Raw genomic sequence first — 13,589 nt, forward strand, 5'->3', positions numbered from 1 at the left:
TTTATGATCCGGATATTTCTTGTAAATATGTCCATCGTTCAATCAAACGCTCGTATTCAGCATTCAGATCATCCAGCGTCTTTGTCAATTCACGCAAACGATCATAATTCGATCCGAATTCAATCATTTCGGCTTCCGTCGAATCAATTTTCGCCTCAATATTCTCGATGTCCTGCTCAATTGTTTCCCATTCCTTTTTCTCTGAATAGGTCATTCGCTTTTTAGCAATGGTCGGCTCGGGCGGTTGCTGAACCGGAGCTTCTTTTTTAGAAGTGACTACATTAGCTTTATCGATTTCTGCTTCAAGATATTCGGAATAAAGGCCGTATAGCACGTCAATATTTCCAGAGCCATCTAATACCCAAAGCTTCGTAGATGTCCTATCAAGGAAAAAGCGATCATGTGAGATTGTCATCACGACACCTGGAAATGAATCAATAAAGGATTCGAGCACTGATAAAGTTTCGATATCGAGGTCATTCGTCGGTTCATCAAGCAACAATACATTTGGCTGTTCCATGAGCAATTTTAACAAATAAAGCCTTTTCCTTTCTCCACCGGATAACTTTCCGATCGGAGTTCCATGTGCTGATGAAGGAAACAGAAAACGTTCGAGCATTTGCGTAGCAGAAATTCTGGCACCAGCTCCATCTTCAATGTCATTCGACGTTTCCCGAATGTATTCAATAATTCGTTTGTTTTCGTCCATATGCGGTAGATGCTGATGAAAATGCGCTATTTTCACGGTAGATCCCATCTCTATTGAGCCGCTATCCGGTTCGAGATCTTTCGCAAACAGTTTCATAAGCGTCGATTTTCCTGCACCGTTCGGACCAACGATAGCTATGCGGTCCCCCGATTGCAAAATGCAACTGAAACGATCAATTATTTTGTTATGATTGAAAGCCTTTGAAATATCATGCGTCTCAATGACTTTTTTGCCGAGACGGGATGTTTTCAATGACACATCCATGTCAACAGCAGGGCCATCTTTTTTCAGATTCTCTTGAAGCTCTTCGAATCGGCCGATCCGAGCCTTCTGCTTCGTCGATCTAGCTTTTGCCCCACGCCTGATCCATTTTAACTCCGTTCGGTATCTGTTTCGCATCTTAGCATCTGTCGCTTCCGCCATCTCTTCCCTGATCGCCTTCGATTCCAAATAATCGGCGAAATTTCCGGTATGCGTGTAAAGCGTACGATCGGCCAATTCATAAATATGGGTAGATACCTCATCAAGGAAATAGCGGTCATGTGTAATGAACATGACAGCCCCTTGCTCACTCTTCAAGTATTCCTGCAACCATGTGATTGACTGTACATCAAGGTGGTTGGTAGGCTCATCCAAAAGTAGAAGATCGGCAGGTTCGATAATCACTTTTGTCAAGGCGACACGTTTCTGTTGTCCTCCGGAAAGCTCGCCCATTTTTTTATTGAAAGTGTCAATTCCAAGCTTTGTCAGAACCATCCTCGCTTTTGTGTTCAAATCCCAAGCGGATCGTGCGTCCATCTCATTTTGCAACCTCGAAAAACGTTCTTGATTTTCTGCAGATGAGGAATCAGCTGAAAGTGCTGCAAGCGCATATTCATATTCCAAATTCAATTTGATTATCGGTGCATCTGACATGAATACTGTTTCCATTACAGTTTTGTCAGGATCTACTAAAGGGGTTTGTGGTAAATAGGAGATGCTATATTTATTTGGATGTTCTTTGCTGATAGAATCTGCATCCTCTACACCGGCAATGATGGAAAGAAGAGTTGACTTACCGGTTCCGTTAATCCCAATTAAGCCTACTTTTTCCCCACTTACTATCGTGAAAGAAATATCACGGAACAATGTTTTTTCTCCGACGCTTTTCGTTAAATTCTCTACAATCAATTGGCTCATAACAACACATCCATTTCTACTAACTGCATATCTTCATGATAGCTCATATTCAGTTGTTTTTGAACGTTGACGTCCTGCTTATATTTGAAATCAAAGTAAAATAATACAAAGCTCGTAATTCCGGTCATCACTTGAAGTATCGGCTTTGGCCCAATGGGTATTATAATGTTGTCTCTATTACAGTAGTCCTAGGTAAATTTTCTTTTTAAATATAATTTTAAAAATATAAGATGTGTCTGAAAACACTCTATTATCATGATAAAAACAAATTTTAAAGAAGGCATTTTTATTTTGACAATATAATTAATTTATCTATATAATAATGAAATACTAAAGGAGGCAACATTTCAATGTCACAAATAACGAAAGAGCAAATTGTTGAAAGCGTTCCCCAAAAAGGATTCTTCGGACATCCTAAAGGGCTTTTCACGTTATTTTTCACAGAATTTTGGGAACGTTTTTCTTATTACGGAATGAGGGCAATCCTCCTCTTCTATATGTATTATGAAGTGACCAAAGGCGGACTTGGGATAAGTGAAACGACTGCCCTCTCAATCATGTCCATTTACGGGGCTCTTGTCTATATGTCCGGTATTATCGGTGGATGGCTTGCTGACCGTGTATTCGGTACTTCCAAGGCGGTATTCTATGGCGGAGTATTGATTATGATCGGTCATATTGTCCTTGCAATGCCGGCGGGAGCAACTGGCCTTTTCATCTCGATGGGACTGATCGTTCTTGGTACAGGCCTTTTAAAACCGAACGTTTCAAGTATCGTTGGCGATATATATAGCAAAGAAGATATTCGCAGAGATTCGGGCTTCAGTATTTTCTATATGGGCATTAACATGGGAAGCTTCATCGCACCTTGGATTGTTGGGACAATCGGATTGGAATACAACTTCCACCTTGGTTTTAGTCTTGCTGCTGTTGGTATGTTTTTCGGTCTTCTCATGTTCGTCTATACGAAGAAGAAGAACTTGGGACTCGCGGGAACTCAAATCGCCAATCCATTAAAACCAGAAGATCGGAAACGTTTCTTCTTAACGATTTTAGCCGCAGTAGTAGTCTTAGGCGTACTTGTTGCTATCTCAATTCCTAATGGTTGGCTTACGTTTGACTCGTTCATCGCATTGGTAGGGATCCTCGGGTTCGTAATTCCTTTCTGCTATTTCGTTGTCATGTACAGAAGTGACAAGACAACACCGGATGAAAAGTCACGAATCATCGCATATATTCCATTGTTTTTGGCTGCAGTTATGTTTTGGTCGATTGCTGAACAAGGATCAACCATTTTGGCATTGTATGCAGATAAGCGAACAGATTTGGATGTTTTCGGATTCCATATCTCACCTGCTTGGTTCCAATCATTGAATCCATTATTCATCATTGTTTTAGCACCAGTATTTGCATGGCTATGGATTAAAATGGGGAAACGTCAACCGACAATCCCTCAAAAATTCTCATTTGGAATTCTTTTTGCAGGACTTTCATTCATCGTTATTCTGTTACCTGCGTATTTCGGTGGCGCGGATACACTTGTCAACCCACTTTGGTTAGTCCTCAGTATTTTCATTGCAGTGTTAGGTGAACTATGCCTTTCTCCTGTAGGATTATCCGCAACGACAAAATTAGCGCCAGCAGCCTTTTCTGCACAGACGATGAGCTTATGGTTCCTTTCGAACGCTGCAGCACAGGCTTTGAATGCACAACTTGTGAAATTTTACTCTGCCGAAACAGAAATGATGTATTTCGGGATCATCGGCGGTGTAGCGATTGTATTAAGTTTAATCCTATTTGCAATTTCCCCCATCATCTTGAAATATATGAAGGGCGTTCATTAATACAATTTAATCATCTTTGAAAGCAATACCGCTTGCGGTATTGCTTTTATTTTCCAATAAATATTTTTCTTAATAAAGCGATATAATAGAATAGAAAGTAAATTAAATAATGGAAAAGGGGAAAGATTATGATTGTGGGTTTGTCTATCATCTTAGCGTTAGTTTTATTCCTGCCCTTCACAATCCCATTTGTTGAACGCAACTTGGAAGTATTCCTCTTCATCATGGGAATTGCGGCGGTCGTAGTGAGCGGAGTATTGAATAAGGATTTGGTTTTAAAGGCGTTGGAGGATCCAATACATATAACGATTGCTGTCATCGTGGCGGGTCTTATTTTCAAATGGCTCAAAAAGCCTTTTGAAAAAGGAATCGAAGGTGTGAGCCGGATCATTCCTTTTAAACTCTTTTTAGCGCTAGTCATTATTATTCTCGGAATCATTTCAAGCATCATCACCGCTATCATTGCAGCTCTCGTTTTAGTCGCCATCGTCAGTGTTTTAGAACTTGATCGCAAATCGGAAGTTCGGTTTGTCATCCTTGCCTGTTATTCAATTGGAATGGGCGCTGTGTTGACACCGATCGGTGAACCGCTTTCAACAATTGCAACGAGCAAACTGAATGAGGACTTTTTTTATCTTCTAAAACTTATTGGCCCAGATGTTATCCCGGGAGTCATCGCTTTCGGCGTATTGGCAATGTTCTTAATCAAGCCTTCGAAAAAGACGGGGGGCTTGAAGGCGAACCAAGGGGACGAATCATTAGTGGATATCCTTATCCGCGGGTTTAAAGTTTACCTGTTCGTCATGGCATTGACATTATTAGGCGCAGGATTTGAGCCGTTCATTAAACGATTCCTTCTTGACCTAAACCCGTATATCCTTTATTGGATCAATATGATTTCGGCTGTACTCGATAATGCAACGCTCGCAGCAGCAGAAATTAGCAGCGAGATGGACGAGCCTACGATTAAAGCGATTTTGCTAGGGTTACTTATTAGTGGCGGAATGCTAATACCAGGTAATATCCCTAATATTATCGCCGCCGGAAAATTGAATATCAAAAGCGTTGAGTGGGCGCGATTCGGTGTTCCAATCGGCTTGATTGCAATGGTAATCTACTTTATTGTAATTGTTATTTTCGGATAAACAAACAGGTGGGAAGATACGATTTGATTCGTTTCTCCCCACCTGTATTATTTAGTTTATTTCTTTTTCGTTAGGCGTCCGAGCAGGAATGCACCAGCCGCTAAACCAATCATCGTATTCGTCTTTTTCGTAAACACTTGTTTCACGACAAGATTCATATTTTGTGGTCTTTCCGCAAGTCGACGCATGAAATAGCCGTACCAGTCTTGTCCGAAAGGAACGTACGTACAGAAGTTGTATCCTTCTTTCGCGAGTTCCAATTGCATTTCTTTCCTGAAACCGTATAACATTTGGAATTCAAACTTATCGTTTGAAATATTATTGTCTTTGACGAATTGTTTAACATGATTGATGACATTATGGTCATGCGTTGCGATTGACGTAAATTTACCGTTCAATAAGTGCCATTCAATCAATTTAATATAGTTTTTGTCGATGTCTTGTTTATCTTGGTAAGCATATTCGGCAGGCTCTTTATAAGCTCCCTTGACGATCCTGAGACGGTAATTCTTATACTTATGCAAGTCTTCTTCCGCCCGGAAAAAATAAGCTTGAATGACTGTACCGACATTGTCGTATTGTGTCGACAGCTCGTCCAACAAGTTGAATGAAGGTAGGAGACGTGCATAGTCTTCCATGTCAAAATTGACAAAAAGACCGTATTTATTTGCCGTAGCGACGATTTCCTCTATGTTTTCTTTACAGAAATCATAGTCGATATCTAAACCTAGTTGAGATGGCTTCAATGAAATATGCGCATCCACTTCATTCTCATGAATAGCTTCAATGACTGCGAGAATCTGTTCTTTCGCTGCGAGTGCTTCCTCTTTTTCATAGACGAATTCGCCTAAGTTGTCTACAGTACAAGAAATTCCGTGTTTGTTCAATTCTTTGATGCTCTCAATTGTTTCAGTAATATTTGTTCCCGCAACAACGTTTTGAGCGCCTAATTTCAAGCCGTATTTTTTCGCCGCACTATTCAAAAATTGATTTTGGGATAGGCCGATAAAGAAATCTTTTAACATTTCCATTTCTCCTCGATAAAAAATTATTTACATCATGCATTATAACATAGCCTCCACAATTGACCATCAAATTAAGCAAGAAGGAAATTTTAGAGTCTTCCCGCTTAACTGGATGCTATAGGTTGAACTGCCCAACCATTTTTTCAAGCTCTTTAGCCATACCATTTGTTTGCAGCGATCGCTGTGACACTTCGCTGATTGAAGCGGTTGTTTCCTCCGTTGCAGCAGAAATATTATTCGTTTTATTCTCGATTTCTTGCATTGCCGTTGTTAAGTTAGTGATCAAATCTACTACTGAAGCTGATTTCTCTGCTTCTCTACTCATTAATTCGGAAATTTGATTAATTTCCTGAACTGTATTTGAGACTGCTGCGGCAATATTGCTTAGCGATTCTGAAGTGAGTTGCGCAGTCCGGCTACCTGTCTCTACTACTTTCGTACTTTCCAAAGCAGAGACCTCAACTTGTCCAATTGTAGTTGTTATATCATTGACGATATTTTCAACTTGCTGCACTTCCAGATTGGATTGTTCGGCTAGCTTTCTAACTTCTTCCGCTACTACCGCAAACCCTCTTCCATGTTCACCAGCTCTGGCAGCCTCTATTGAAGCGTTCAATGCCAATAAATTCGTCTGTGCAGCAATGCCTGAAATTGAATTCGTTATTTCTTGTATTTTACTCGTTGACTTGATAAGTTCTTGAATTGTTGAACCAACATCAGTTGAAGACTGTCTAATTTTATTCATGTCCTGGCTAATATCGTTTGCAAGCTGTTGCCCATCTTGCGCAATTCTCATCGTTAATTGGGAATTGGCAGCTACCTCATCTGCCCGCACTTTAGAATTTTGCAAGTCGGCTGCAAGTGAGCTCAGGATGGAATATGCATTTTCTGTATTAGTTGTGCCTTCCGTGACACTTAAAGCAACATCGTTCATATTGTCCGCAACCATTTCAATTGCTCCGTTCATTTCACCTAATGCCGAAGCGGTCGTTGAGGAATTCTCCATTAGCTTATGCGATGTATCCTTCATCGTTCCGATCATAGTACGCAAGTTTGACGTCATCGTATTCAATGTGTTAGCAAGATCCCCAACTTCATCCTTGGAACTCACATCTACATTTCCAATGTTCAAATTACCGTTCGCAATTTCTTTCGCATGACCGATTAATCGGGAAATCGGCTTTGTTTTACGGCGGATAAGCATAATTGTAACGAAGGCTGCAATTAGTACTGGAATGATGCTAATAAGTATGCCATCACGAACAACTTCCCATGTCCGGTCTGCTACGATGCTCGCATCAAAATCAATTACGCTGATTGCGATAATCTCTTTAGACGGGTCGTGATCTTTGAAGATTGGCGCATACCCGGACAATCTTTTCATGCCAGCAAAATTATACGGTTCTGAATAAGTTGGATGTTTCATTTCCAGCAGCATGGAAATTGCTTCTTCATCCAACGGTATTTGATCTCCCGCTTCGATACCTTTACTAGCTAAATTATCATCAAGTGCCATAAGTTTGCCATTTAAATCAACGACGTATTGCGTTTCAAAAATGTCTTTATGTAAAACTGTCCAATTCAATTCTTTGCCTACTTTTTCAATCGTCGCTTTATCTCCTGCCAATGCATTTTCAATGTCATTAGGCAGTAGTAAACCTGTCGTTATGCTTGCACATCCATAGGCCTCTATACCTGCTGCATCGTAAAGCTTATCGTATGCCGTCTTATACGTGGCGACAGATGTGATAGCAAGCATCGCGATAAGAATGCCGACTATTATGGTGCCTAATTGGAAAGTTAGGCTATTTCTTTTATTCATCAATTCTCTTCCTTCCTGTTACTAATCTATCATTTGATGATAGAACTAACTATCTAAATGATACATGATTTCATATACATTTTCTTTATCTTTTTTCATTTAATTAGTAATCCATAAAAAAAGATGAAGGAAGTTGATTGCTTCCTTCATCTACTTAACTTTTTTACACTTCTTTATTCAGCCCTAGAGTAGCCTCCAAATTGTTTTTCAAGAATGGATCCGAGCGAAAAGATGGCATCCTCGTTGCCGTTTTTGCTAATGATCTGTAGTCCAATTGGCATTCCTTCATTATCCCTTCCTACGGGTACTGTCAACGCAGGTAACCCCCATGTATTTGCATATGCGACAAACGGCATGTATTTCATGAATGTCTTTTTAATTGAAAAAATCTCGCTATAAACAATGCCGTGAGGGGGAGCTGCAGTATGATAAACCGGCATGATAATTAATCGTTTTGTTAAGTAATCTTCTAAGAATTGATCTCCTTCGTCTAATAGATTTGATATTTCATCTATCCTTTTTGCCGACGGCTTGAACAATGCAGCCCCGATTAATGCCCACGATAAATAGCGATGAACAGTTGCGGTTCCATTCATTTTTTCTTTTATAAACGCAGCTAGCGGACTGCCTTTTTCATTTCCGAACGCTACTTTCCGGGTGGATTCCCCTCCATCGATCGACATGATTTCCTGCCAAAGAAGCGCTGATTCTTTCATATAGGGTACTGTTTCCCTATCCGTCTTATAATGATCCTTCAAGAAAAGATAGACGCTGTTTACTAATTTTATTGTTTCATCGGACATTGGGAACTCGGTTGTACGAAAAACATTTATTGAAAAATCGGTGATTCTCTGCTCTTCGATTTGGTGGTCAGCTATGATAGAATACAATAGCTTTGCATCCCTTACTGTTTTCGTCATCGGTCCAATGCCAAGCATCCTTTGTTGCCATGGATCATCCACAAATGGAAAACTTCCAACTTGGGACACTTGCCCTTTTCCTGATTTAAATCCAATGACACCATTGAAATGGCTTGGAAACCGGATTGAACCTCCTATGTCCGATCCAATTCCGGCCGCCGCCGCGCCAAGTGCAATCGCCGCCCCCTCTCCGCCGCTTGAACCGCCGACTGTCCGACTTAAGTTCCATGGATTATTTGTTCTACCATACAATTTATTATCCGTCTCTTGGCAAAAGCATAATTCAGGTGTGTTTGTCTTACCTAGTATAATTGCCCCTTCAGCTTTCAACTTTTTGACAATATGCGCGTCTTCTTCCTGTACGGAGTTTCTCCTTGCAAGCAATCCGCCGGTCGTTTGCATTCCGGCAACATCAAATGATTCTTTCATGCTCATTGGAACACCAAATAACATCCCTACCGCTTCCCCGTTCGATAATGCCTCGTCAGCCTGTGCCGATTGTTCCATTGCAGCGGAAAAACAATCTTCCACTAAGAAATTAACAGATGGATTTTTTTCTTTTATTCTTTCAATGAAAATAGAAGTGACTTCTGAAACGGTTATTTCCTTGTTCCATATCATCTTTCGTATATGTGTAACATCTGCATCTAATATGAACTCCACCTTCTCCATTCCCCAATCCCGCCCCTCTGTATTTAAACTATTCATTAAATTCATTATAATGAGAGACTCCTAATTAGACAAATGAAGAAAGCTCCTTTCCTAGACGGGAAAGAAGCTTAGACATATTACATAAGATTAACGAGAATGATTATAAGTATGATGAGGCATGATACCCCTAAAGCGACCCATAGACCGGTATCGGGCTTATCAGGTCTGCTATCCCATTTCTGCATGATATCCTCTCCTTTTCATCGCAACTCATCATTAAGGATTTCCCGTCTTTCAAAAGTTTAAAACAGACTAATCATAATTCAATTATTCCTTCAGTTGGATTATACTAAACTAGTAGAAAGGAATGGGGGCGTCACATGTATGTATTTATAATTAATCCCTCGTCTGGTAAAGGCGAGGCACTTGCAATTTGGCACGAAATTAATCCAATATTAATCGCTAAGAATATATCCTATGAAACACATATATGCATCTCTCCCGAATTGACACGCACGTATATGATAGAAAAAATTGCTTCACAATCAATTCGGGCTTTCATCGTTATTGGCGGCGATGGAACCGTAAGCTCCGCCCTTCAACAATTGGTCAATACGAATATTCCACTCGCTATCCTCCCTGCTGGATCTGGAAATGATATCGCCAGAAATTGTAATCTTGTTGGAAAACCGGTTCATTTTGTCGAGAAATTGATCATTGGTGAAACGAAAGCGATAGATCTACTATATGTGAATGGATTGTATGGAATAACAGTCGTCGGTGTCGGAATGGATGCGAAGATTGGAATGAGAGCTGATCGCTCCAGTTATAAAAAATGGCTTAATCGATTCGGTTTCGGTTCTTTTACTTATACAATTGCCGCAATCATTGAGCTGATGACTTTCAAGCCATACCGTGGCAGTTTCTTTGTCGATGGAAGTCTAACTCTCCAAACTAACTTATGGCTAGTTGCGAATGGTAATATGAAAATGTATGGAGGTGGTCTAATCATTTGTCCTTTTGCAGATCCTCAAGACGGACTAATAGATGTGACTATCTTGCATAATGCGAAACGCTGGAATGTTATGACTAAGCTTTTTCCTAAACTTTTAAAAGGCCATCCTATCTTTGAGAAAGAAGTGACCTATTTGAAAGGAAAGGATATTAAAATTGAAGGAGAACATAAATTACCTTATATCGTTGATGGAGAAATATTCTTCTCTACTCACATTCACCTTTCCATTCAACCAAGAGCTTTGAAACTTGTCGTCACTTCTTAAAATTTGATATTCCTATAAAGAAAACGCTTACATATTTAATTGAATAATTCGTCTTGAGAAATTCATTCAAATTAATCGGCAATTATGAACAATCTTATGTTCTGCTTCGGTGTTTCATGTTAATATAATAAAATATTCATTTAAGTTACCGGAGGGAACGAGCATATGACAAAGATGGCTAAAAGTGAAACAAAGACAGTACAAGTGGAAGATATCCTGATCGCCAATCAATTGCTAAAGGATGTAGTAATTCATACACCTTTGCAAAAAAATGAGAGGCTGTCCGAAAAATACGGTTGTAATGTCTATATTAAGCGGGAAGATTTACAATACGTACGCTCGTTCAAATTACGCGGTGCCTATTATAAAATCAAGCGGATTGAAGCAGAAGCCCGCGAAAAAGGGATTGTCTGTGTAAGTGCCGGCAATCATGCACAAGGTGTCGCTTATGCATGTGCTCAATTGAAAATTAATGGCAAAATCTTCATGCCACAAACGACACCGAAACAGAAAGTCAATCAAGTGAAAATGTTTGGCAAGGATTTTGTGGAAATCATCCTCGTCGGTGATACATTTGATGATTCATCTGCCCACGCAGTGAATAGCGCGGAACAGGAGGATCGCATTTTTATCCATCCATTCGATGACAAGGATATTATTGCAGGGCAAGGGACAGTAGCTGTTGAATTGATGAACGACATTGAAGAACCGATTGACTTCGTTTTTGCAAGCATCGGCGGAGGCGGTCTCATGTCGGGTATTAGCACATATATTAAAAACCTATCCCCTAATACAAAGATGATCGGAGTCGAACCGGAAGGGGCTAGCAGTATGAAGGCTGCTGTCCGAAATGGAGCTGTTACGGCTTTAGAAAGTATTGATAAATTCGTCGATGGTGCCGCCGTTAAATGTGTAGGCAACCAAACGTATGAAATATGCCGGAAATATATCGACGACATTTTAAGTGTACCTGAAGGGAAAGTTTGCACCGCTATTTTGGATTTGTATAACGAGCATGCTATTATCGCTGAACCTGCAGGTGCTTTGCCAATTGCCGCACTCGATTTCTATAAAGATCAAATCAAAGGGAAATCAGTTGTTTGTATCATTAGCGGAGGGAATAACGATATTGGACGGATGCAGGAAATTAAGGAGAAATCCTTATTATATGAAGGTTTGCTATACTATTTCATCATCAATTTCCCTCAACGCGCAGGCGCATTGCGTCAATTTCTCGACTCTGTGTTAGGGCCGGATGATGATATTACAACTTTTGAATATACGAAAAAGCATAATAAAGAAAATGGACCTGGCCTTGTCGGCATTGAATTGAAAAGAAAAGAAGATTATGCTGGTCTACTGCTCCGAATGGAACAGAACGGCTTCCCGTTCACCGAAGTGAATAAAGATAGCACGTTATTTGAACTCCTTATTTAATTACAAGGAAAACCCACAAACGGCAATAGCGCCGTATGTGGGTTTTAGTTTTATGGTGTCGTAGCAATGACGGTAGCGATTTTATCAATTGCAGGGAGTGCATTCTTTCTTTGCCCTTGTGTAAGGACGCTAAAAATCAATGTTTCCCCACTTTTAGTTTCGACATAGCCCGCCAATGAATTCACTTGGTTTAAACTACCTGTCTTCGCAATGACTTTCCCTTTTACAGAAGCACTCGTCAGCCTATTTTTTAACGTACCGCCTACAAAACGGTCATTCATTCCTGAAACAGGGATAGCTTGTACGAAACTTTTGTACCACGGAGCTTGCCGTGCAATATATAGCAATTCTGTCAGTTGCGCAGAAGTTACTTTGTTTTTATGAGACATGCCGGATGCATCTTCAAAACTCCATTCAGCTGTATGTAGACCGACGGATTGTCCAAATTCTCGCATTACACGAAGACCCGCATTCCAGCTGCCTTCCCCATAAACCTGTTTGCCCATCGTCTTTGCCAATATTTCTGCATGTGTGTTGTTACTTAACTTCATGAATGGCTTCATCAAATTCTTCAATGGCATCGACTGTCTGGATGTAAGGACCTTGGCATTCTGCGGGGTGCTTCTTCTTGTCACTTTGGAAGGTTTGGTGAATGTGATTCCTTTTGTTGCTAGCGACTTTTTAAATACATCAAGTGTATAAGCTGTCGGATTAGAAATTGTAACCCATTCTTTTTTTCCAGCATTTCCAACTGGTACATTTCCTGTAATGATAATATTATTCGTTCCATATTGTCGCTTGATCGACAATGTGTTTTTATAGCCTTTCGGAACCGTCTTACTTTTGTTAATGATTGTGACGATGCCCGTGTCAGGCGTTAATGTAACTTTGGCTTTATACCCTTTCTTAGTCGGACTAGCGTTGACAATGACAGTTCCGGCATCATAATCAGTGTTTGGAGATAATGTTAATCCTGAAATTTGAGCGGCATAGTAAAAGGTTTCATCACTTTTATCAATTCCAGGTGAAAGACGGACTGAATCGAACCAACTATCATCTCCTACAAGATCGCCATTCACTTTCCTTATCCCGAGCTTAGCCAGTGTTGCAGCAAATTGATCTAAATCCTTTTTCAAAAGAGTCGGATCCCCTTCGCCACGCAGATAGAGATTTCCGTTCAATACCCCTTTGGAAATAGATCCGTCCGTAAGCAAATCCGTCTTGAATCGGTATTCTTCACCGAGCGTTTCCAATGCTGCCGCTGATGTGAGCAGCTTCAATGTAGAAGCTGGCGTCACTTTGTTATCTGCATTGGCCTCATAAATTATTTCTCCCGTCGATGCCTTTCGCACTGTGACACTACTTACGACAGATTTCATTGAATCTCCCAATAAGACAGCATTAATATTTCTTTCCAACTTATCATACGAAGCTGAAGCTTGAACCTCCTTTTGCCAAGGAGCAACTGTGAACACGGTAGCAAACGACATGAAAACAGCCATGAAAATCATAGCGGTTCTTTTGAACAACAAATCATTTCCCCCTTCTTCTTTGATGTCGTTTTCAGTCTACCATTT

At 40.3% G+C, this 13,589-nt stretch carries 9 protein-coding genes; 4 read left to right on the forward strand and 5 right to left on the reverse strand.

Annotated elements, in window-relative coordinates:
- Position 1: 1 nt before the first annotated feature.
- Entirely contained in the window at positions 2-1,888 is a 1,887-nt protein-coding gene (locus tag ACR65H_RS11565; RefSeq protein WP_440500420.1) for an ABC-F family ATP-binding cassette domain-containing protein, read from the reverse strand.
- Positions 1,889-2,238: 350 nt separating this feature from the next.
- On the opposite strand from ACR65H_RS11565, the gene ACR65H_RS11570 reads away from it, so the two are divergent.
- Both ACR65H_RS11570 and ACR65H_RS11575 read left to right on the forward strand, forming a co-directional pair.
- On the forward strand, positions 2,239-3,732 hold the full coding sequence (locus tag ACR65H_RS11570; RefSeq protein WP_440500421.1) for a peptide MFS transporter: 1,494 nt from the start codon (positions 2,239-2,241) through the stop codon (positions 3,730-3,732).
- A gap of 128 nt (positions 3,733-3,860) precedes the next feature.
- A complete protein-coding gene (locus ACR65H_RS11575; RefSeq protein ID WP_440500423.1) occupies positions 3,861-4,877 on the forward strand; it encodes a DUF1646 family protein in 1,017 nt (338 codons plus the stop codon).
- A 56-nt stretch (positions 4,878-4,933) separates the two neighbouring features.
- Here ACR65H_RS11575 and ACR65H_RS11580 read toward each other — a convergent pair whose 3' ends face one another.
- From ACR65H_RS11580 to ACR65H_RS11590, 3 genes are all read right to left on the reverse strand, one after another.
- A complete protein-coding gene (locus ACR65H_RS11580) occupies positions 4,934-5,902 on the reverse strand; it encodes a proline dehydrogenase family protein (protein ID WP_440500425.1) in 969 nt (322 codons plus the stop codon).
- Positions 5,903-6,017: 115 nt separating this feature from the next.
- The gene (locus ACR65H_RS11585) at positions 6,018-7,724 is read right to left on the reverse strand and encodes a methyl-accepting chemotaxis protein (RefSeq protein ID WP_440500426.1); all 1,707 of its coding nucleotides are present in this window, start codon (positions 7,722-7,724) and stop codon (positions 6,018-6,020) included.
- A gap of 173 nt (positions 7,725-7,897) precedes the next feature.
- Positions 7,898-9,361, reverse strand: coding sequence for an amidase (locus ACR65H_RS11590; RefSeq protein WP_440500427.1), 1,464 nt, complete (start codon positions 9,359-9,361; stop codon positions 7,898-7,900).
- Between the two features lie 314 nt (positions 9,362-9,675).
- On the opposite strand from ACR65H_RS11590, the gene ACR65H_RS11595 reads away from it, so the two are divergent.
- Positions 9,676-10,575: a diacylglycerol/lipid kinase family protein gene (locus ACR65H_RS11595; RefSeq protein ID WP_440500428.1), complete on the forward strand. Its 900-nt coding sequence runs from the start codon at positions 9,676-9,678 to the stop codon at positions 10,573-10,575.
- Positions 10,576-10,749: 174 nt separating this feature from the next.
- On the forward strand, positions 10,750-12,012 hold the full coding sequence (ilvA, locus tag ACR65H_RS11600) for a threonine ammonia-lyase IlvA (protein ID WP_440500693.1): 1,263 nt from the start codon (positions 10,750-10,752) through the stop codon (positions 12,010-12,012).
- A gap of 50 nt (positions 12,013-12,062) precedes the next feature.
- Here the strand turns inward: ilvA and dacB are convergent, their stop codons facing one another.
- Positions 12,063-13,544, reverse strand: coding sequence for a D-alanyl-D-alanine carboxypeptidase/D-alanyl-D-alanine endopeptidase (gene dacB, locus ACR65H_RS11605; protein ID WP_440500429.1), 1,482 nt, complete (start codon positions 13,542-13,544; stop codon positions 12,063-12,065).
- Positions 13,545-13,589 lie beyond the last annotated feature (45 nt).

It is taken from the genome of Sporosarcina sp. SAFN-015, assembly GCF_059415085.1.

Excerpts from the sequence above, each read along its gene's own strand:
- ACR65H_RS11565 (WP_440500420.1), bottom strand. The coding sequence starts at position 1,888 with ATGAGCCAATTGATTGTAGAGAATTTAACGAAAAGCGTCGGAGAAAAA.
- ACR65H_RS11570 (WP_440500421.1), top strand. The coding sequence starts at position 2,239 with ATGTCACAAATAACGAAAGAGCAAATTGTTGAAAGCGTTCCCCAAAAA.
- ACR65H_RS11575 (WP_440500423.1), top strand. The coding sequence starts at position 3,861 with ATGATTGTGGGTTTGTCTATCATCTTAGCGTTAGTTTTATTCCTGCCC.
- ACR65H_RS11580 (WP_440500425.1), bottom strand. The coding sequence starts at position 5,902 with ATGTTAAAAGATTTCTTTATCGGCCTATCCCAAAATCAATTTTTGAAT.
- ACR65H_RS11585 (WP_440500426.1), bottom strand. The coding sequence starts at position 7,724 with ATGAATAAAAGAAATAGCCTAACTTTCCAATTAGGCACCATAATAGTC.
- ACR65H_RS11590 (WP_440500427.1), bottom strand. The coding sequence starts at position 9,361 with ATGAATTTAATGAATAGTTTAAATACAGAGGGGCGGGATTGGGGAATG.
- ACR65H_RS11595 (WP_440500428.1), top strand. The coding sequence starts at position 9,676 with ATGTATGTATTTATAATTAATCCCTCGTCTGGTAAAGGCGAGGCACTT.
- ilvA (WP_440500693.1), top strand. The coding sequence starts at position 10,750 with ATGGCTAAAAGTGAAACAAAGACAGTACAAGTGGAAGATATCCTGATC.